This is a genomic window from Curvibacter sp. GW821-FHT01G03, assembly GCF_059422285.1.
The window spans coordinates 367,883-387,621 of the sequence record NZ_JBWKWP010000002.1; the positions used below are offsets into that span (position 1 = coordinate 367,883).

Genomic DNA, 19,739 nt, shown 5'->3' on the forward strand with positions numbered 1-19,739 from the left:
TGAGCTAAACCGTGTCGGGCTGAGGCCCGGCGCGGCCATCTTCGACCACAAAGCGGGCCAGAGGGCGCACGGGGCTGTCGGCGCGGCCCGGGTCATCCACCGCCATCAGCGTGGTCTGCCAGCGTTGCGGGCTCAGCTCTACCCAGGCGTAGCCGCGCTGGTCTGGCCGGGCCAGCAGGATGTGCGGGTTGTCGCGCCGCAGGGCGGCGGCGCGCTCCAGCGTGGCGCTGGAGTGTGAGCTGATCGAGGTGCCGCAGAACTCGCTGGCCAGCACCGGCGAATCGGGCCGATCGGGGTCGGCCTGCACCCGGCACACGTAGTTCTGATGCACATCGCCACCGATCAGCACGGTGTTGCGCGGCGGCGTGGCCTGCAGGTCGGCCAACAGGCGCTGACGGGCCGCCGGGTAGCCGTCCCAGGGGTCGGTGGGGGTGGGTTCATCGGCCCGGGCGGCCGCGCTGGCGCCGCCATAGTGGCGCGGCGAGAACAGGGTTTGCTGCGCGATCACGCTCCAGCGCGGCCCCAGCGGGCCGGCATCCTGAGCCAGGCCCTGGGCCAGCCACTGCTCCTGGGCCGGGCCCAGCAGGCTGCGGGTCGGATCGTTCAGCTCGGCACAGCGGCCCGCGCGCACAGTGCCGGCACCACTGCTGCCGGCTTCGCGGCAGGCCTGCACGGCACGGTACTGGCGGTCGTCCAGCAGGTGAAAACGCGCCAGCCGCCCGAAGTCGCTGCGCTGGTAGAGGCGCAAGGCGTCAGGCCGGGTCAGGCCTTGCAGACCGTGCAACAGCACCGAGGCGCGCAGGGGCTGGTTTTCATAGAAGGCCTGGTAGGCCGCGCTGCGCTGGCGCAGGAAGTCGGCGCCGCTGCTGTCGCGACCCCGATCGCCGGCGTAGTCGTTCTCGACCTCGTGGTCGTCCCAGGTCAGCAGCCAGGGGCAGGCTGCGTGGGCCGCCTGCAGGGCCAGGTCGCTTTTGTGCAACGCATAGCGGTCGCGGTAGTCGGCCAGGGTCTGAGCGCGGCGCAGCGTGTGCACGCGGTGGATCGGGGTCTTGGCCTGGGGGGTGGGGTCGCCCGGGGGCGAGGCGTATTCGTAGATGTAGTCGCCCACAAACACCACCAGGTCGGGGCTGCGGGTGGCCACGTCACGCCAGGCCGCATAGTGGCCGTGCTCCCAGCGCTGGCAAGAGGCAAATGCCAGCCGCAGCCGCGGGGCCAGTGCGTCCGGGGCCGGAAAAGTGCGCGTGCGGCCCACCGCGCTGACCGCGTCGCCGACCATGAAGCGGTAGTGGTACCAGCGCTCGGCCTGCAGGCCTTTGACCTCGACATGCACGCTGTGGCCCAACTCGGCCTGGGCTGAGGCCTGCCCACGTTGCAGCACCCGGGCAAATCGATCGTCCTCGGCCAGTTCCCATGACACAGTGACTTGGTTCGGACCCAGTCCGTCAGTGCACAAGCGGGTCCAGAGCACCACGCTGTCATGGCTGGGTGAGCCGCTGGCCACGCCCAGGCCAAATGGATCGGCGGCCAGGCCCGCCGGGGTGTTGCGCTGGGCCCAGGCCCGCCAGGGCTGAGCCGCGCTGCCCAGCAGCAGGGCTTGCAGCCACGCGCGCCGAGGCAGCTCAGGCCGCAACCACACGGTTCTTCCCGGACCGTTTGGCCAGGTACATGGCTTGGTCGGCACGCTTGATGGCTTCGGTGGTTTCCTCGTCGGCCCCCACCTGCGCGACGCCCGCGCTGAAGGTGATCAGTACCTTTTCGTTGTCTTTCAGGAAGAACTGCTTGGTCAGCTCGCGCTGAAGGCGCTTCATCACCTCAACGCCTTTGGCCTGCTCGGTGTCGGGTAGCACCACCAGGAATTCTTCACCGCCGTAGCGGGCCAGGCTGTCTTGCGGGCGCATGGTACTGCGCGCCACCTGGGCCAAGTGCACCAGGGCGGCGTCGCCCGTGTCGTGGCCCAGGTTGTCGTTGAGGCGCTTGAAGTTGTCCAGATCCAGCAGCGACACACACATGGCCGTGCCCTGGCGGCGGGCCCGGGCGATCTCGCGCTGCAGGGCCTCGTCCAGGCCCTTGCGGTTGAGTGCGCCAGTCAGCGGGTCGTGGCGCGCCTGCGAGCTGGCGCGGTCCAACTCTTCTTGCAGCCGGCGCAGGGCTTCGTCAGCCTGCTGGGTGCGCTCACGCATCTCGCGCAGTTCGTCGCGCATGTGCAAGGTGTCGATGGACATGGCGCGCGTGGCCTGAATGGCCTCTTGCAGCACAGGGGCGATGTCGACCAGGGTCTGGGCCGATTCCAGCTGGCGCGAGCAGTTCTCGATCGTGCCCTGGTAGGCGCTGCTGTGTTCTGTCATGCGACCCAGGCGCTCGATGAAGGCCGCGAGCATCTGCTTCATCTGCTCTTGCGCTTCCAGCGTGCGGGCCTTGGCTTCGCTTTGCTTGAAAATCACATCTTTCAGGCGGGCCTGCACGTCGTCCAGGCGCCTGAGTGTGAGCGGCGGCGTGGTGGCGCTGACCAGCGCGTCGATCTGGCCTTTGACCCAGCTGTCCTCCACCGTCAGCTCGCCGATGTTCACAAACAGCAGGTGCAACAGCTCCAGCAGGGAGCTCTTGATGGCCATCTGGTCTTCGGCCGCAAAGGACACCTTGAAGCTGAGGTTGCCCAGCATCAGTTTGAGGGTGCTCACGTCGGCCGTTGGTTGGCGGGCGAAGGTCAGCAGTTGCTCGGCCTGCTCTTTGAGGCGCGGGTCATCCTGGCCCAGCATGGGCAGGGTGTTTTCGATCAGGCGCGCGATCTGTTCGCGCAATTCGGCCATCAAGTCGTCCGTGACGGCAGGTTTGTCCGGCAGGTGCGCTGGCGTGCTCACCAGGGGCTGGGTGGCCAGGCCCACCAGGGCGGCCTGCAGGCCCACCCAGTTGCGGGTTTGGATGGACTGGTCCAATTGGCCCAGCAGGCGTTGCTGGGCTGGTGTCTGGCCCGGCATCACCCGGGCGATGCTGCGCAACTGCTCTTCGGGAAAGTTGGGCACATGCCGGGTACCGGCTACTTCGTGATACAGCGCCTGGTAGTTTTCGGGCGAGGGCAGCAGCTTGCGCACGGAAAGCAGCTTGAGCGTTTCCTTGGCAATCTCGTAGGGCGATCGTTCAGCCATGGATGAGGTTCAGGAGGGGGCGAGCACGCCGGGCGTTGACAAAGGTGTCAAAGGCGAAAGCATAACCCTGTCAGTCTTGAAAAATCATGACGCAGATGAATAAGCGGCCTTGTCTGCCGGCTCGGGCAGTTCGCGCTGCGCCAGTCCATCGGCGGCCAGCAGGGCCAGCGCAGCCGGGGTGAGCGAGTCGGCTTGGAGGGCCTCCCGCTCGGGCCAGTGACGGAAGTGCAGCGCTTGCGAGCGGGCGTACTGAGGGTCGTAGTGCAGCGTGACCAGGCTTTCGAACAGGGGCGCGAGTTGGCCTTGGCGGGCCCAGGCCTGCCACTGGTTCAGCACCTCGTGGCCGTGCAGGGTGCGCAGGGGTTCCAACTGCTGCGCCAGTTGCTCGGGGGCGTCTCCCAGGTAGGCGTAGTCGTTCAGCAGAAAACGGAGTCGCTCTGACAAAGAGGCCTGCAACTCCAGGCAGGGGGCACTGCGCATGCGGTCCACCAGGGCCTGGGGCAGGGCAATGCGTCCGATTTTTCGACTTTCGGCCTCGACCCACACGGGGCGGCTCAGGTCGAAGTGGCGGATCGCCGCGTCGAGGGCGGTCTCAAAAGCCTTTTGCGAGGGCTGAGCTTGCCCCGGCACGGCGCCCAGCAAAGACCCCTTGTGGCGGGCCAGCCCTTCCAGGTCAAGCACTTGGGCGCCCTGGTCGGCCAGCGCGTGCAGCAGTCGCGTCTTGGCACTGCCGGTGGGGCCGCACAGCACCTGCAGCCGCAACCTGGGCGCCAACTCGGCCAGGTTTGACACCACTTGCTGGCGAAAACGCTTGTAGCCGCCGGCCAGTTGCTGGGCATCCCAGCCCACCAGACGCCACCAGGCCACCATCGAGCCGCTGCGCAGACCGCCACGCCAGCAATACACCAGCGGCTTCCAGTCGGCGGGCTGATCAGCAAATCGTTCGTTCAGGTGGCGGGCCAGGTTGGCGGCCACCATGGCCCCGCCCACGCGACGTGCCTCGAAGGCGCCTTGCTGCTTGTAGATCGTGCCCACAATGCGGCGCTCCTCATCATCGAGCACCGGGCAATTGATGGCCCCCGGGATGTGATCCAGTGCAAACTCGGAGGGCGAGCGGGCATCGATCACGACGTCGAATTGGTCAATTTCGCTGACCTGCACGGGGGCTCGGCGGCTCATGAGCGTCCCTGTCGCCAAAAAACGTGAAAATAAGACATGACTACTTCGACTCCTGCATTGACCCAGTTTTCCCACGGAGGCGGTTGCGGCTGCAAGATTGCCCCCGGCTTGCTGAGCGAGATTTTGTCACGCGCACCGCGTGGCCTGATGCCGCCCGAGTTGATGGTGGGGCTGGAGACCAGCGATGACGCGGCGGTTTACCGCCTCAATGACCATCAGGCCCTGGTGGCCACCACCGATTTCTTCACACCCATCGTTGACAACCCGCGAGATTTCGGTCGCATCGCGGCCACCAATGCCTTGTCTGATATCTATGCCATGGGCGGCACGCCCATCCTGGCGCTGGCCCTGGTAGGCATGCCGATCGCGAAGCTGTCGCCCGAGACCATCGGCGAAGTCTTGGCCGGTGGGGCCGAGATCTGCCGTGAGGCCGGCATCCCCGTGGCCGGAGGGCATTCGATCGATCTGCTGGAGCCCATCTATGGGCTGGTGGCCCTGGGCCTGGTGCACCCTGATCGCGTGCGGCGCAATGCTGACGCACAGGCCGGTGACGTGCTGGTGCTGGGCAAGCCGCTGGGGGTGGGCATCTTGTCGGCCGCACTCAAAAAAGGCCTGCTCGATGAGGCCGGCTATGCCGAGATGTTGGCTCACACCACGCGCTTGAACCGCGTGGGCAGCACCCTGGGCGGGTTGGCCGGCGTTCACGCCATGACCGATGTGACCGGGTTTGGTCTGGCCGGGCACCTGCTGGAAGTGTGCCGCGGTTCTTCTCTGCAGGCCGAGGTCAGCCTGGCTGATTTGCCCCTGATCGAGGCTGCCCAGCGCTTTGCCCATGATGGGGTGGTGACCGGCGCTTCGGCCCGCAACTGGGCCTCTTATGGGGGCGACATCACCTGGCCCGGCAGCGCAGAGGCCTGGCAGCAGGCCCTGGTGTCCGATCCGCAGACCAGCGGCGGCTTGTTGGTGAGTTGTGCGCCTGAGGCCGCTGACGCTGTGCTGAGCGCCTTCCATGAGGCCGGATTTGCCGAGGCCGTTGTCGTGGGCCGCATGCAGGCCTTGCCGGCCGGGGCACGTGCCGGGGTGCGTTTCGAGTGAGCGAGCCCGCGTCCGAGGCACTGGCGCCGCTTTCGGGGTGGCTGGCCCTGGAGGGTTTGCCCTTGCAGGCGCAGTTCTGGCTGCTGCGTCTGTCGGCCTATGCCTTGCTGAACCTGGCCGACGATGCGGCCTTGCTGGCCCTGATGTTCTGCTGAGGTGGCGGTCAGTCGGGGGTGTCTGGTTTCAATGTCGTATGCCTTCGCCGCGCAGCACCAGCACGGCGGTCCGGAACAAAATACGCAAGTCCAGCGCCAGGCAGTGCGTGCGCAGGTACTCGGCGTCGTAGGCGGCCTTTTCGGTGTCGTCCAGGTCATCGCGCCCATGCACCTGGGCCCATCCGGTGAGGCCTGGGGCCAGGGTATGGACACCTGCCGTCTCGCGCATCGCATGCAGTGTCTGTTGGTTGCACAGGGCAGGGCGCGGGCCTACCAGGCTCATGTCACCGCGCACGATGCACCACAGCTGGGGCAGTTCGTCCAGGCTGGTGCGGCGCAGCCAACGGCCCAAAGGCGTCAGATGGCTGTCTGGATCGGGCAACAGGTGCGTGGCGACCGTGGGTGTGCCCACCCGCATGCTGCGGAACTTGGGCATCAGAAAAGGCTTGCCCTGTCGACCGACCCGGAGTGACCAGTAAAGCGCCGGCCCGGGTGAGTTGAATCGCACCGCCAGCCCGATCAGCAACATGGGCACCCCCAGCAGAATCAAGGCCAGGCTGGCCAGGGTGAAATCGAACAGTCTTTTACTCATCAGTGCGGGAAGTGCGCGGGCGTGGGGGGCAAACCTTCGGAGTGTGCCTGAGACTTTACGCACTTGACACAATCTCAGAAACAGGTACCCCTGCGGGGCAGGGCTGGTGCCACCTCAGTCGCGCCCTGGTATGTCGTGGAAGACGGGGATCGTAGTGGCCGGTCTGGCAGTGCGCTGTTTTTATTTGTTGGAGGCCAGTAGCAGCCCGGCCGCCCCCATGAAGAAGCCCCCAGTGGCCTTGTTCAGTCGCACGACGGCCCGCTGGGTGGTGATGAGGCGGCGCAATTGCAGGCCGCCAGCGGCATAAACCAGGCTGGCCACGAACTCGGCGGCCAGGTAGGTGGGGCCCAAAATCGCAAACTGAGGCACAGCCGCTTGGCTGGGGTCAATGAATTGCGGAAAGATTGCAGCGAACAAAATGATGGCTTTGGGGTTGGTGATGCCCAGCAGGAATTCCTGCCGTATCAAGGCCCGCCAACTGCGCGCTTGCACCGCCGCAGCGGGCGCGTCCTGCCCGTCCGCGGTGTCCGACGTCTGGGCCAGTCCGCTGAACTCGCGGCTGCGCCAGGCCCGCCAGCCCAGGTAGAAAAGATAGGCTGCACCCACCCATTTGATGGTGCTGAAAGCGGCCTCAGAGGCCAGCAGCATGGCGCCCAGGCCCACGGCCGACACCGTCAGGAACACCGAAAACGCCAGAACCCGGCCGCAAGTGCCTACCAAGGCCGGGACCACGCCTTGGCGAATGCCGTTGTTCAGGGCGCAGAAATTATTCGGACCGGGTGTCAGAGCGATCGCCACGGCCACGGGAAAAAAGAAAATAGCGTTCATGAAGCCACACTCTGGTGCCAAAGCATCGCTGCAGCAGCATTCATGCCTGCACAGGCCCTGTCACGGCAGGGGCTTTGGCTATCTCTGGTTTCTAACACGGCTTGCATGAACCCCTCTCGTTCCATTCCGATTCCGGTGATCGATTCCACACGTTGCACGGGCTGTGGCTGGTGTGTGCCGACGTGTCATCTGCATCTTCTGAGTTTGCAGGCTCAGGGCTGGCGCAAATTCTCAGCCTTGCAAGACGCCGATCGTTGTGTGGGTTGCCGCAAATGTGAGCTGCGTTGTCCTTTTGGGGCCATCACCATGGTCCTGCCCACAGACGGGGCTTGAGCTCTGAAAGCGGCTGTCAGAGCCCGACCGAGCCCTGCCGCACCAATTGCTTGGCCTGTTCGCGACCCGCCAGCATGGCGTGGGGCATCGATTCGAAGATCACGTCGGACTCATGTCGGATCGCGGTGGCGATGCCGTGGTCATCGTCCAGGTCACTCAGGCGCTGGAAAACGGAATGAACCTTCCATTGCCCGGGCTGTACCTCGCTGGCGTACACCTCGATGAGGTAGCCGCCATCTTCAAATGAAAAGTCTGCTGTCACGTTGTCGTTCTCCCTGCGGTTCGCGCGAGTTTGGCAAACCTGAACAGGGCGCGCATCGCCCAATTTTGGTAAGTGGTTGACCAGATACGTTTCAAGGTGACTTCGGTCTGAGGGGGGCCTAACCCCTGGCCCATTTGCAGAAATTCTTTGGCTTGTCACGGTGGAGGCGTAACATGTTGCAACGCAGCAATCGCATGCGGCGGCGTGTCTGTTCGACATGACCGAGGTCGGTAAGGAGGTCGTTCATGAGCACAGTTTCATCCAACCCAGCGCTCAGGCATGAAAGCAGGCCGCGTTGCAGCCGCTGTCACGAGCCTTTGTTCCGCGTGGCCCGCGACCTGTGGATGCGGTTTCTCCCGGGGAGTCGGCACCTTGAATGCCATGGCTGTGAGAAGCACTACCTCGTCTTTCTGGGCTTGAGATTGGGCCCCTTCTGAGAAACTGTGGCCTGCCCGAACCTGCCACCACGTGCCCTCGCTGGGGTGGGCCGATCGCCGAGATGAGGGGTAACAAGCGATTTACGGGGTGGTCGCAACAGCGTTGACGTGACGCCTGCTGAAGGCTTCGCTATCCTTGGGTGTCTGCCACAACGCCAGCCTCAACCGCCCTGTTAACGCCATGAAACAACCCGACGCCATGCTCAGAATCCTGGAGACCGAAGCCAGCGGTGGGGCCGCGGACCCGGACGTGGCCATTGCCAACATCGCCTCACTGCTGGAACGGCTGGATCCCAAGGCAGAAGGTTATGAGAGGGATGTGGCTGATCTTCTGGCTGTGGGGGCCTGCATCTGGGCCTTGAGCAAGCGCGTCGGGTGAAGGGCTTGTTCGCCCAGTTCTGTATAGCTGGCCCTGGCATGCACGGCACCTCTTTGAGGCCCTGAGCAACACCGGAAAACAAAAAGCCCCAGGTTCTTGCGAACCTGGGGCGGGGCCATCGCAAAGATTTCCCCAATCTCTTCCTCTGAATGGCTCTGGAATTCAAAGAGATTTAACATAGTTTGAGTTTTACCTCGCATAATCTAAGTCATAGCGCTTTTTTTGAAACTGTAAGCCATGGCAAAATTTCTTTGCGAAAAAAACCCAAATAGAATATTGTTTTTAGGATTGCTCTTCTTTTTGTCGTTTTTGTTTTATATATATCAACTGACGATTGCAAAGGTTTGCTGTGATGCAATTCGGTATGTAGATATTGCAAAAAATGTAAACAAGGGTGGGTCGTTGGCGCATGAGCTTAGAACATATGGTTACCCATTTTTCCTGGCTGCGATTGATGGCGTATCTTCATTTTTGAAAATTCCATTTTCTTTTTTGGTGTGGTTGCTGCAAACATTGGTGTACATGTATGCCATTACTTCACTCTGTAGCGAAATTTCAAAGATAGATGAAAAAACTGGGGATATTACTTTTTTCGCACTCTGTCTTAATGTTTTTGCCATTCCCTATTTGGGTGTGACCCTGTCTGATGGATTCTCGGTATCTTTAATTATTTTTGTTTTGTCTTTGATGATCGGGCAGTCAGTTCCAGTGGAGATGGGGAGAAAATATTTTCTTGACGTATTCTTGCTTGTTTTCCTGTCTTCATTCGCTGTGGTCGTGCGGCCTGCAAACGTATGGATATTGGCGCCGGTTTCCCTGGTGTTGTTTTACGCATGCAGGAAACACTCGGGTCACATAAGGGTCATATTGCCTTGCGTGGTTTTTGGGTTGCTTCCGATTTTTCTGCAAATTTCATTGAACGCAGAATACTTCAATCGTGTAACCTTCCTTCCGGTTGCCGATCTGGGTGGAGCTCAAATACGATGGGGTATTGAAAACATCAAATATGCAACTTGGCTAGGGGAAGGAGGTCCGCAAAACTTCTATGCATCATCTTTTTTGATTAATTCATCTGATGCCTATTTGGGGCTTGTGTGGTATTTCAGCAATCCGGTCGATGGAGCGATGCTTGTGTTGGTTAAGCTGCTTGCTGGATTTGATTTTGATTATCTTGTCCCATATCCAAAAAGCGGCTCGTCTCTTAATTTGGCATGCTCTTTTGTCTCTCTTTCGATTCTGTTTTTTGGGGCTTTGGGTATAATTATTCATAGCCTCAATGGGCAGCCAAAGGCGCTTGGCATTAGATTCGTTCCGGCGCTGTTTTTTGTTGGGTGGTGTACTGTCACGCTCGCCTCCGCAATCGAATTGAGGTTCACGCTACCTTTGTTGCCGATACTGATCATTGGTGCGGTAGGTGCTACATCCTGGGTTTTATTGGCCACCAAGAGAATTAAAGCGCTGGTGTTGGTGGCTTATTTTTTTTATATGGCGGGTGCTGTCGTTGTTCTTCAGTTGGTACGCGCAGCTGCTAAAATTCAACAGTAATCTGGTGGCGCAAAATAAAGAATGGCTGATTTCTTGCTGTGTTGAATCACGAGTAGACCTGAGCCAGGGGGGTGCGGATAAAAACTTGGACTGGTTTATGTCGCAAGTCCAAGGCTCACCCGATACTCAATGGGGCTGAGAGAGCCAAGGGAGATCTTGATCCGCTTTTCGTTGTACCAGCGGATGTGCGAGTCGACCGCTTCAATGAACTGCTCGACGGTGGAGAGCCTCAAGTCCCGAGGATAGAACAACTCGTTCTTCAACCGCCCGAAGAGGCCCTCGCACGCGGCATTGTCTGGAGAGCAGGCCTTGCGGTTTCAGGCTAACAAGGGCTCAAAGTCTCACGGCCTTCTTTGCTAACATTTGCCCAAAAAGGGAGGACCATGAAGAATGTAGAGTTGCTTATTGCTATAAGCTTAAGTTGGAGTTTCAGCGAAGCCGCTGTTTGGCCTGATCCGACACATGACCCCCGCGGAACAAGCCTCAACATTCACCTGTCCGGGCGAATTTTCCCCACACCTCTTCACCCCTTGGCCGGTCTTTGGAAGGTGTCCTGCTCGCAGGAGTTTGGACTGGCCGTTGAGCCAGCGGGAGAGGGAACGTATTCTGTTTCCTTCTGTGGACCTGGCGGTTGCTTTAAACCAGGAACCTATAGGCCAGACACAACCCTGATCGACGATCCGAAGTACAAGGTCGATGGACCGAACTCAATGCAAGTCTTGAGTCAGGACGGTAAGTACTCCAGGTATCAGCGCTGCTGGCCGGCGAACTGACACCAAGCTACAACCTCGTGCTTGATCCAACGATAAACCATCTGCTCCGAAAGATAGTGGGTCTTCTGGCTGCAAACCGTTTGCTACCACGATTGCGAAATTGACGTTGCGACCATGCAAGGTCTGGGGCGTGCGAATTCGAAGCGGCACTATTTTTTGACGAGCATCGGAGGCTACGCGACGGGCTGGCCTTTTGACTGCCGCGTTCGCACTATCCCGAAAAAGTACCGTGACCAAGTCGTCCGGAATTAGGCTCTGGCTGGATCGTCAGATCCGAATGGATTGGTTGCCGGCCATGATTTCATGACTTTCTCACAATGATGCATCCTGGCGGATGCCGGCTCGGAAATCGAGCCATTGTTTACCCAAAGAAGGAATTTCAATGCGCGCTTTGTTATTGCTGATTTTTACGTTCGCTTTCAACGCACACGCCATTGCGACGGATTCGACACCACAGGCGGAGGTGCAGGCCTATTTCTCTGATGTCCAAAGCAAGGGTATTCGAGCGGTGGCTGATCACATGCATCCTGCTGAAATTGCGCGATTCAAGGAACTGCTCTTGCCAATGTGCGCCCAGGGCGGCGAGAGCAAGGGAATGGCCTTTTGCAAAGGCGTCTTTGGTGCTGGTGCCACTGAAAAGAGTGTTGCCGAGATGTCGCCGCGCGATTTCATGAGCACGGTGCTGAACTTTCTCGTGACGGTATTGGGAGATCATCCCGCCCTTGCCTCATTGCGGATCCATTCCGCCGAATTGGTCGGCTCGGTTCACGAAGGCGAGTTGGTTCATGTTCTCGCACGCACCAAGGCCAGCGTCAGCAATCTAAATGTGGTCAGCATGGAGGTCATCAGTCTCAAGAAGGCCGGTGATGAATGGCGCATCATGCTCAGCGGCAATTTGGAGAGCTTGGCCAAGGCGCTGGGTCAGCAGGCGGGCCGCTGAGTGCAATGTCTCGACATGGGGTGATGTATTCCCAACGGCACCCCAGGCAGGCCGAATGGCGAGCCCGAAGAACTTGGACAATTGGGGGCGGGATCTGCACTCAGATCTCATGTCAACCTCAACCGGAGGCCCCATTGATTGACCGTTTGATTCGAATTGCCCAGGTGCTGGCACTTCTGTGGATCGGCTACGAACTGCATGGCCTGGCAAGCACAGAGACGGCTGCAGATGAACCTGAGACCACGGTCAACCCGGCGCCTACTGGCTTCCTTCGTGGGTGAGTGCTGAGATGCCTTTCGTCGGGTCTCGTTTGCGGTCACATGGGTGGCTGTCTTCGCTACGGGCGGCACAGATCGCCATTGGGAGCATGATGTGCCTCTACTGGGCTTCATCGGCTCTGGCCACCTCCTACCCGACCCATTTTCTCTCAGTGCGCTTTGAGAGCAGCGGGGTGGCGCTGCCGGCCGAGGCCAGAGATCAATTCCATCGAGAGATTCGCGCGCTACCCCATGGTGGCTGGTGTCCAGGGGTCCTCGTGACTGCGCTGGCTTCCAGCATCAGGAGCAATTCCGCCGAAGCGTCGGGTGGCGCGAACCTGAACCGGCAGAGGCTTCAATATGTGCTGAGATTGTTGGAGCTGGATGGTGTTCCCAGAGAGCTGGTGCAGCAGGCTGAAGAATCAATTGACAGATGCTCCTGCAAGTCTGACCTGGCCTTGGGGCCGGTTGTGACCATCAGAGTGACGGGGCCTTTGAATCTTCTGGGCCGATGCGAAGGCAATGGCCCCATTCGCTGACCTTGCTTTTCCTCCCTGAGCAAGCCCGCAAGGGTTGCCCCGGCCAGAGCGCCGGGTTTTTTCTTTGCGCGATCCCTTGCGCCGAAGTGCTGCCTCGCAAAGCGGCTGAGAGTGGTTTTGCTCCTTAGAACCTAACAAAACTTAACATCGCCCCCGTTTGATCGGCCCCCAGCAACTGGGAGCCGAGTCAGCGACGGGGCCTGGCGAAGAGTCTGGCTCTCTACCTTTTGGGGAGTTGCCCGAGTCGAGCAGGTGGCGCCACACTGGATAGACCAACAGTAGGCGTCTGATAGATGCCCGTTTAGATGCGACCCAGTCGGCCGGTGGTGGGCAAGGAAATCTATTGGCGATGATCGTGCGACTGGGTTCGAGGCTTTTTGATCGTGTTGGCAATGCGGGCTGAAGGCAGTCTTAATCAACTTTGATCAATCTATACTGCGACTTTTCAACATATCATTTGAGAAGTGTTCGCTGCGGTCATGCCTGTATCACCACCACCCTTCTGGCCGGAGAGTTGTTACCTCGGTCCGATCTCGGTTCCACCAGATGGAATTAGGGCCGATACCCACTTGGCCAGACTTCAGGATCCAGATGGTGCGCCTTGCAGGGGGTATGTGAAGCACTTCAAGCCTGAAAACTTCCGCGGGCTCTTCAATGAGTGGTTCTGCCACGCAGTTTTCGGTGGGCTTGGGATTCCCCAACCTCAAGCCGCATTGATGGTCGCACCCGTACTTGGCGGTGACACGAAGGAGCTCGCGTTCGTAAGTCTTGAGGCCACCCCGAAGTTCGACGGCACTCCGATGGAGATCTATCGGCTTGAAGGCGCCACCGTGATCCCTGCGCTTTGCGAGCGGCTGCTCAGTTGCCCAGCAATGCCCAGCCTTGTCGCGGCAGATCAACTCGTCATGAACGGGGATAGGAATTGGGGGAATCTGGTGATGACCGGGAAGTCAAGCTTCATGGCCATAGATCACGGCGACATTCTTGGCGGCCCTGCGTGGACTGAGGCCAGCTTGCAGGCCACAACAGGCTGGTTCAGAAGCAGGCAGATAGACGACTGGTTACCACACGCCAAGTCCAAGGAGTCGTTTAAGAGTGCAGTTTTGGCGGCATCTCAAGTGATCGAAGATAATTTTTTTGCCATTCACATGGAGTTGCGCGAAACACTTGGGACTGCCGAACTCAGCGATGCTCGCCTGGCCCTTGACGCCGTATGGTGGCGAGCGCTAAGCCTTGCAGCATCCTTCGGCCGTGAGCTAAAGTTGATCGTATGAGCACCGCATTTCTTAATTCGTTGACCTCTGCCGTGACGCAGACTGCCGCCCCACAGGCGGCTGGGCGAATCTTTGTCATCCGGTGTGTCCCCGATTTGTATACGGGCGAGGTCCTCAATGTTGGCGTTTGTGCGATCAGCGGCGCATCTGGTAAGCGCGTGATGAAGATCGTGACTGAGCCTGGTCGACTTGCTTGCATGTATGGCGAGGCCGCTTCGGCAATTGTCAGATTGGCTGCTGTTGCAGGCGAGGCTGCCCTCCGCGGTGAAGCATCGCCATCTCCTCAGATTCGATTCGAGGAGCCGACCCCGTTCTACAACCTTGACGTAGAGCGGATGGTTGAAATTGCCTTCAGAGATCAGGTGACTGTGGCGTTGCCTATGCGCGCTGCCTCGCAGAGCGAGGTGATTGATGACGTTGAAGCGCTGGACTCTGTTCGAGATGTGATGAAACTTCGCACGGGTTTCGACACAAGCATCATCGCCAACACGCCTCAGGTTCTTATCCAAACAGAGAAGGGCCCCCGAGCGGTCAACATCCCTCTTCAGCCGGTCAACGGTGTTGGAATTGTGCGCAGCGCCTACTATTCGCCGGCCACCCTGAAGAATCACTTGTTGGATAGCGCTCTGGACCTGGAGTTTGCTGCCCGGTATCGCAGCAAGGGGCAGATGGGGTTGTTCGTGCTTCGGCCGCCCAAGAGAGACAAGCGCACCAATGGTCAAATCGACGATGTCATCGACAGCATCGCGTACCGTGCACCTTCCAACATGACTCTGGAGGTCGGATACAGCCCTGAAGAGTTGGCGGATGCAGTCAATACATGGGGGGCGCTGGCGGCCTGAGTCGGTCGTTTGCCGCCATACAGCCCGCTGCGCGCGGGCTTTTTCATTTGCGCCAAACTTCTCGTCCACTCTGTCTGGGCATCTGACTCGCCAGATTTGTAACCCCGGCGTAACCCCAAACAAAAAACCCAGCACGAGGCTGGGTTCCTTGCTGCTCTGTAACTCGTTGAATTACAAAGACTTTTTGATGGTGCCGGAGAGATGAATCGAACACCCGACCTTCTCATTACGAATGAGCTGCTCTACCGACTGAGCTACACCGGCGTTAGCCCGCCATTATAGCGGGGTATGGTAGCTGGTGATGCGGTCGACCTCATTTTTTGAGCCGAGGACCACGCTCACGCGTTCGTGCAGCTGGCTGGGCTGGATGTCGAGGATGCGCTGGCGGCCGTTGGTGGCAGCGCCGCCGGCTTGTTCGACCAGCCAGCTCATGGGGTTGGCTTCGTACATCAGGCGCAGTTTGCCGGGCTTGTTGGGTTCGCGCTTGTCCCAGGGGTACATGAAGACGCCGCCGCGGGTCAGGATGCGGTGCACATCGGCCACCATGCTGGCGATCCAGCGCATGTTGAAGTCTTTGCCGCGCGGGCCTTCCTGGCCTTGCAGACATTCGTCGATGTAGCGCTTCACGGGCTCGTCCCAGTGGCGCATGTTGCTCATGTTGATCGCGAATTCCTTGGTGTCGGCGGGAATGCGCACGTTTTCCTGGGTCAGCACGAACGAGCCTTGTTCGCGGTCCAGGGTGAACATGCTCACGCCGTCACCCACGGTCAGCACCAGGGTGGTCTGGGGGCCATAGACGCAATAGCCGGCCGCGACCTGTTGGGCGCCGGCCTGCAGGAAGTCCTGTTCGGTCACGCCAGGCGAGCCTTCAGGCTTCTTCAGCACGCTGAAGATGGTGCCGATGCTCACGTTGACGTCGATGTTGCTCGAGCCGTCGAGCGGATCGAACAACAACAGGTATTCGCCCTGCGGGTAACGGTTTGGCACCAGGTAGATGCTGTCCATCTCTTCGGAGGCCATGGCTGCCAAGTGGCCGCCCCATTCGTTGGCTTCGATCAGGACTTCGTTGGCGATGATGTCGAGCTTTTTCTGCACCTCGCCCTGAACGTTTTCACTTTCGGCGCTACCGAGCACCCCGCCGAGGGCGCCTTTGTTGACGGCCTGGCTGATGCTCTTGCAGGCGCGGGCCACCACTTCGAGAAGCAGGCGCAGTTGCGATGGGATGTGACCGTCGACGCGTTGCTGCTCGACGAGGAAGCGGGTCAGGCTGATTCTGGATGCCATGTTGATTTCTCTCCTTAATCGGCGAGTGCGCGGGTGACAACCTCGCGCACGTCGTTGCTGAGTTCGGCCTTGGCGGCCACGCGGGCAATGGCTTCGCGGGCGGCGCTGCGGTAGGGTTCGGCCAGCTTCTTCCAGCGATCCAGGGCGCGGGCCAGGCGGGCAGCCACTTGCGGGTTGATGGCGTCCAGTTCGATCACGCGATCGGCCCAGAACACATAGCCTGCCGCGTCGCTGCGGTGGAAGGCGCCCGGGTTGGCGCTGCAATAGCTGAAGATCACGCTGCGGGCCCGGTTGGGGTTGCGCAGGTTGAAGTCGGGGTGACTCATCAGTTGCCGCACGGCACCCAGCACGTTGCCGTTGCGATCGGACGCACCGGCCTGCAGCGAGAACCATTTGTCGATGACCAGGGCCTCGTTCTTGAACAGGGCATGAAAGCGCGCCAGGGCGGGGGCTGCCAGTTCGTGGCCGCTGATCACGAGGGCGCTCAGGGCGTTGAAGCGGTCGGTCATGTTGCCCGCGTCCTTGAAGCGCTGCAGCGCCTTGCCGGGCCAGACGGTGTCGCCGCTGTGGCGCGCCGCCAGGCACAGCATGGTCAGCGCCAAGCCGGCCAGGGCCCGCTTGCCCGACGATTCGGGGTCGGGGCGGTAGCCGCCGGTGTCGCGGTTGGCCTCCCAGGCCTGCTGCCAGTCGGCCTGCAGGGCGCGTGCCAGTTGCTCGCGCATGGCCTCGCGCACGGCATGGATGCGTTGTGGGTCGACCACGTCCAGCTGTTCGGCCAGGTAGGTCTCGGACGGCAGCGTCAGCACCAGTTCCTTGAAGGCGGCATCGAGGTGGGGGTCGGCCAGCACCTGGCGCATGGCGCGCAGGTAGGCCTCGTCCAGCACTTCGGCGCCAGGGGCTTGCTCGGCGGTGATGGCCTTGATGGCGCGGGCCAGCGCCAGGCGTTGACCGGCTTCCCAGCGGTTGAAGGCATCGCTGTCATGGGCCAGCAGGGTCAGCAGTTCGTCGTCGCTGTAGGCATAGTCAAGCACCACCGGGGCCGAGAAGTCACGCAGCAGTGAGGGCACGGGGGCGCTGTCGACGTTGACGAAGGTCAGTGTCTCGCTGGGCTGGCTCAACACAAAGGTGCGGGTGCCGGTTTCGGCCTGCGGCCAGTGGGCCAGCTGCAGAGGCATCTCACGGCCCAGGGTGTCGAGCAGTCCCAGGTTCAGCGGAATCACAAAGGGTTCCTTGAAGGCCTGGCCCGGGGTCGGTGGGCATTGCTGGCTCAACGTGAGCGTGTAAGTGCGGGCTTCCGCGTCGTAGCGGCCCAGGGCCTGCACACGGGGGGTGCCGGCCTGGCTGTACCAGTGCTTGAACTGGGGCAGGCGCTGGGCCAGTTCCGAGCCGGGGTTGGCATCAGCGATCGCCTGGGCAAAGGCGTCGCAGGTGACAGCCTGGCCGTCATGGCGCTCGAAGTACAGCTTCATGCCCTTGGCAAAGCCTTCGCGGCCCACCAGCGTCTGCATCATGCGGACCACCTCGGCACCTTTTTCGTAGATGGTGACGGTGTAGAAGTTGTTGATCTCGATGTAGCTGTCGGGGCGCACCGGGTGGGCCATGGGGCCAGCGTCTTCGGGGAACTGTGCGGTGCGCAGCACGCGCACGTCTTCGATGCGTTTGACCGCACGGGCCGAGGGGCTGCCTGCCAGATCCTGGCTGAACTCCTGGTCGCGGAAGACGGTCAGGCCTTCTTTGAGGCTGAGTTGGAACCAGTCCTGGCAGGTGACGCGGTTGCCGGTCCAATTGTGGAAGTACTCGTGCCCGACCACGCTTTCGATGTTGCTGAAGTCGGCATCGGTGGCGGTGGCCTGGTTGGCCAGCACGTACTTGGTGTTGAAGATGTTCAGGCCCTTGTTCTCCATGGCGCCCATGTTGAAGTCGCTGGTGGCGACGATCATGAAGCGTTCCAGGTCGAGCGGCAGGCCGAAGCGGGCCTCGTCCCAGGCCACGCTGGCCATCAGCGAGTTCATGGCGTGCTCGGTCTTGTCGAGGTCGCCAGGGCGCACGAACACCTGCAGCAGGTGGTCATGGCCGGCACGCGAGCGGATGCGCTGTTCACGTGCCACGAGCTTGCCTGCCACCAGGGCGAACAGGTAACAGGGCTTTTTGTGTGGGTCAACCCACTTGGCAAAGTGGCGGCCTTCCTCCAGTTCGCCCTGCTCGACCAGGTTGCCGTTGGACAGCAGTACCGGGTACTTGGCCTTGTCGGCGCGCAGGGTCACGGTGTAGCTGGCCATCACGTCGGGACGGTCCAGGAAGTAGGTGATGCGACGGAAGCCTTCGGCCTCGCATTGGGTGAAGAACGAGTCGTTGCTGACGTACAGGCCCATCAGCTTGGTGTTCTTGGCCGGGTTGCAGGTGGTGAAGATCTCCAGATCGAAGGCGTCCGGGCCTTCGGGTAGGTTTTCCAGCACCAACTGGTTGCCGTCCATCTTGAACGAGGTGCCTTGGCCGTTGACCAGCACGCGTGCCAGGTTCAGCTCTTCGCCGTCCAGGCGCAGGGCCTGGTTGGCCACCTCGGCGTTGCGGCGCAGGCGCATCTTGTTGAGCACGCGGGTCTTGGCCGGATCGAGGTCGAACGTCAGTTCAACGGTGTCGATCCAGTACGCGGGAGCGGTGTAGTCTGCACGGTGGATGGCCGTGGCTTGTCCTTCTCGCATCATGTGTTTCTTCCTGTGGGCCGGGGTGCCGGCTGGGGCTGGTGGGGTCAGACGCCTTGCTTGAGCGAGGCTTCGATGAAGGCATCCAGATCGCCGTCCAGCACCTTCTGGGTGTTGGAGATCTCGACGTTGGTGCGCAGGTCCTTGATGCGGCTCTGGTCCAGCACATACGAGCGGATCTGGTGGCCCCAGCCCACATCGGTCTTGCTGTCTTCGAGCTTTTGTTGTTCTTCCTGGCGCTTGCGCATCTCGTGGTCATACAGGCGCGAGCGCAGGCGCTTCCAGGCCACGTCACGGTTGCTGTGCTGGCTGCGGCCGTCTTGGCACTGCACCACGATGCCGGTGGGGATGTGGGTCAGGCGCACGGCCGAATCGGTCTTGTTGATGTGCTGACCGCCTGCGCCGCTGGCGCGGAAGGTGTCGGTGCGCACATCGGCCGGATTGATGTCGATCTCGATCGAGTCATCGATTTCGGGGTACACAAAGACGCTGGCAAAGCTGGTGTGGCGGCCGCCCGACGAGTCGAACGGGCTCTTGCGCACCAGTCGGTGCACACCGGTTTCGGTGCGCAGCAGGCCGAAGGCATATTCGCCCTCGATCTTGATGGTGGCGCTCTTGATGCCGGCCACGTCGCCCGGGGTTTCGTCTTCGACGGTGGCCTTGAAGCCCTTGCGCTCAGCGTACTTCAGGTACTGGCGCAGCAGCATGCTGGCCCAGTCGCAGGCTTCGGTACCGCCGGCACCGGCCTGCAGGTCGAGGAAGCAGGGGCTGGGGTCGGCCGGCTGATTGAACATGCGGCGGAACTCGAGTTGCTCGATGCTCTGGGTCAGTTGGGCGCACTCGGCCTCGATGGTCTCCAGGCCGGCCTCATCGCCTTCTTCCTTGCTCATGTCGTAGAGCTCGGTGTTGTCGGCCAGTTCGCTGCTCAGGCGGTCCAGCACCAGGACGACGTCGTCCAGGGCCTTTTTCTCTTTGCCCAGTTCCTGGGCCTTCTTGGGGTCGTTCCAGACGTTGGGGTCCTCCAGCGAGGCGGTTACCGTGCGCAGGCGTTCAGCTTTGGCAGGGTAGTCAAAGATACCTCCGTAACTCTTCGGTGCGCTGGCTCAGGTCTGCCAGGGTGGTGCCGATGAGGTTGACGCGTTCTGCTTCCATGATTTTTATCCTGTGAGTGTTCGGGGGC

The 19,739-nt window shown here is 60.9% G+C and carries 17 protein-coding genes, 1 tRNA gene and 1 pseudogene; 8 read left to right on the forward strand and 11 right to left on the reverse strand.

Features of this window, described 5'->3' with window-relative positions:
* Positions 1 to 4: 4 nt before the first annotated feature.
* The 3 genes from AC07VS_RS03815 to mnmH all read right to left on the reverse strand — a co-directional run bounded on the left by AC07VS_RS03815 (position 5) and on the right by mnmH (position 4,322).
* Positions 5 to 1,630 carry an alkaline phosphatase D family protein gene (locus AC07VS_RS03815; protein WP_494750281.1) on the reverse strand — a complete coding sequence of 542 codons (1,626 nt, stop codon included), beginning with the start codon at positions 1,628 to 1,630 and terminating at the stop codon, positions 5 to 7.
* Positions 1,620 to 3,143: a GGDEF domain-containing protein gene (locus AC07VS_RS03820; protein WP_494656424.1), complete on the reverse strand. Its 1,524-nt coding sequence runs from the start codon at positions 3,141 to 3,143 to the stop codon at positions 1,620 to 1,622. The genes AC07VS_RS03815 and AC07VS_RS03820 overlap by 11 nt, the downstream gene beginning before the upstream one ends.
* Before the next feature lie 84 nt (positions 3,144 to 3,227).
* Entirely contained in the window at positions 3,228 to 4,322 is a 1,095-nt protein-coding gene (gene mnmH / locus AC07VS_RS03825) for a tRNA 2-selenouridine(34) synthase MnmH (RefSeq protein ID WP_494656425.1), read from the reverse strand.
* Between the two features lie 36 nt (positions 4,323 to 4,358).
* On the opposite strand from mnmH, the gene selD reads away from it, so the two are divergent.
* On the forward strand, positions 4,359 to 5,417 hold the full coding sequence (gene selD / locus AC07VS_RS03830) for a selenide, water dikinase SelD (protein WP_492346937.1): 1,059 nt from the start codon (positions 4,359 to 4,361) through the stop codon (positions 5,415 to 5,417).
* A complete protein-coding gene (locus AC07VS_RS03835; protein ID WP_492346938.1) occupies positions 5,414 to 5,572 on the forward strand; it encodes a hypothetical protein in 159 nt (52 codons plus the stop codon). Before selD ends, AC07VS_RS03835 begins: the two co-directional genes overlap by 4 nt.
* A gap of 28 nt (positions 5,573 to 5,600) precedes the next feature.
* Here the strand turns inward: AC07VS_RS03835 and AC07VS_RS03840 are convergent, their stop codons facing one another.
* Positions 5,601 to 6,164: a sugar transferase gene (locus AC07VS_RS03840; RefSeq protein ID WP_494656426.1), complete on the reverse strand. Its 564-nt coding sequence runs from the start codon at positions 6,162 to 6,164 to the stop codon at positions 5,601 to 5,603.
* Positions 6,165 to 6,344: 180 nt separating this feature from the next.
* Positions 6,345 to 6,992: a LysE family translocator gene (locus AC07VS_RS03845; RefSeq protein WP_494750248.1), complete on the reverse strand. Its 648-nt coding sequence runs from the start codon at positions 6,990 to 6,992 to the stop codon at positions 6,345 to 6,347.
* A gap of 105 nt (positions 6,993 to 7,097) precedes the next feature.
* Here AC07VS_RS03845 and AC07VS_RS03850 point away from each other — a divergent pair, with 105 nt between their 5' ends.
* A complete protein-coding gene (locus AC07VS_RS03850) occupies positions 7,098 to 7,325 on the forward strand; it encodes an ATP-binding protein (RefSeq protein ID WP_494656428.1) in 228 nt (75 codons plus the stop codon).
* Positions 7,326 to 7,341: 16 nt separating this feature from the next.
* On the opposite strand, the gene AC07VS_RS03855 is transcribed toward AC07VS_RS03850, so the two are convergent.
* Positions 7,342 to 7,587 carry a hypothetical protein gene (locus tag AC07VS_RS03855; protein WP_492346941.1) on the reverse strand — a complete coding sequence of 82 codons (246 nt, stop codon included), beginning with the start codon at positions 7,585 to 7,587 and terminating at the stop codon, positions 7,342 to 7,344.
* A gap of 618 nt (positions 7,588 to 8,205) precedes the next feature.
* Here AC07VS_RS03855 and AC07VS_RS03860 point away from each other — a divergent pair.
* Together AC07VS_RS03860 and AC07VS_RS03865 are read left to right on the forward strand one after the other, a co-directional pair.
* Positions 8,206 to 8,403, forward strand: a complete 198-nt coding sequence (locus AC07VS_RS03860) for a hypothetical protein (RefSeq protein ID WP_051443262.1) — start codon at positions 8,206 to 8,208, stop codon at positions 8,401 to 8,403.
* A gap of 237 nt (positions 8,404 to 8,640) precedes the next feature.
* Positions 8,641 to 9,948, forward strand: coding sequence for a glycosyltransferase family protein (locus AC07VS_RS03865; protein WP_494750249.1), 1,308 nt, complete (start codon positions 8,641 to 8,643; stop codon positions 9,946 to 9,948).
* 95 nt (positions 9,949 to 10,043) lie between these two features.
* Here AC07VS_RS03865 and AC07VS_RS03870 read toward each other — a convergent pair.
* Positions 10,044 to 10,265 (reverse strand): annotated as a pseudogene (locus tag AC07VS_RS03870) (IS3 family transposase); the annotation flags it as partial.
* 838 nt (positions 10,266 to 11,103) lie between these two features.
* Between AC07VS_RS03870 and AC07VS_RS03875 the strand changes: the two are divergent.
* The 3 genes from AC07VS_RS03875 (at position 11,104) to AC07VS_RS03885 (ending at position 14,573) form a co-directional block, all read left to right on the forward strand.
* Positions 11,104 to 11,661 (forward strand): hypothetical protein, encoded by a 558-nt coding sequence (locus AC07VS_RS03875; RefSeq protein WP_494750250.1) that lies wholly within the window; start codon positions 11,104 to 11,106, stop codon positions 11,659 to 11,661.
* Between the two features lie 1,410 nt (positions 11,662 to 13,071).
* Positions 13,072 to 13,731: a hypothetical protein gene (locus AC07VS_RS03880; RefSeq protein ID WP_494750251.1), complete on the forward strand. Its 660-nt coding sequence runs from the start codon at positions 13,072 to 13,074 to the stop codon at positions 13,729 to 13,731.
* Positions 13,728 to 14,573: a DUF3037 domain-containing protein gene (locus tag AC07VS_RS03885; protein ID WP_494750252.1), complete on the forward strand. Its 846-nt coding sequence runs from the start codon at positions 13,728 to 13,730 to the stop codon at positions 14,571 to 14,573. Before AC07VS_RS03880 ends, AC07VS_RS03885 begins: the two co-directional genes overlap by 4 nt.
* A 188-nt stretch (positions 14,574 to 14,761) precedes the next feature.
* Here AC07VS_RS03885 and AC07VS_RS03890 read toward each other — a convergent pair.
* The 4 genes from AC07VS_RS03890 to prfB all read right to left on the reverse strand — a co-directional run bounded on the left by AC07VS_RS03890 (position 14,762) and on the right by prfB (position 19,711).
* Positions 14,762 to 14,837, reverse strand: a tRNA-Thr gene (locus AC07VS_RS03890).
* A gap of 12 nt (positions 14,838 to 14,849) precedes the next feature.
* The gene (locus tag AC07VS_RS03895) at positions 14,850 to 15,857 is read right to left on the reverse strand and encodes a class 1 fructose-bisphosphatase (RefSeq protein ID WP_492346961.1); all 1,008 of its coding nucleotides are present in this window, start codon (positions 15,855 to 15,857) and stop codon (positions 14,850 to 14,852) included.
* A 14-nt stretch (positions 15,858 to 15,871) separates the two neighbouring features.
* On the reverse strand, positions 15,872 to 18,559 hold the full coding sequence (pepN, locus tag AC07VS_RS03900; protein ID WP_494750282.1) for an aminopeptidase N: 2,688 nt from the start codon (positions 18,557 to 18,559) through the stop codon (positions 15,872 to 15,874).
* A 47-nt stretch (positions 18,560 to 18,606) separates the two neighbouring features.
* A protein-coding gene (gene prfB / locus AC07VS_RS03905; RefSeq protein ID WP_492346962.1) for a peptide chain release factor 2 occupies positions 18,607 to 19,711 on the reverse strand; the annotation gives its coding sequence in 2 pieces (ribosomal slippage) (positions 18,607 to 19,629 and positions 19,631 to 19,711; 1,104 coding nt in all).
* Positions 19,712 to 19,739: the final 28 nt, after the last annotated feature.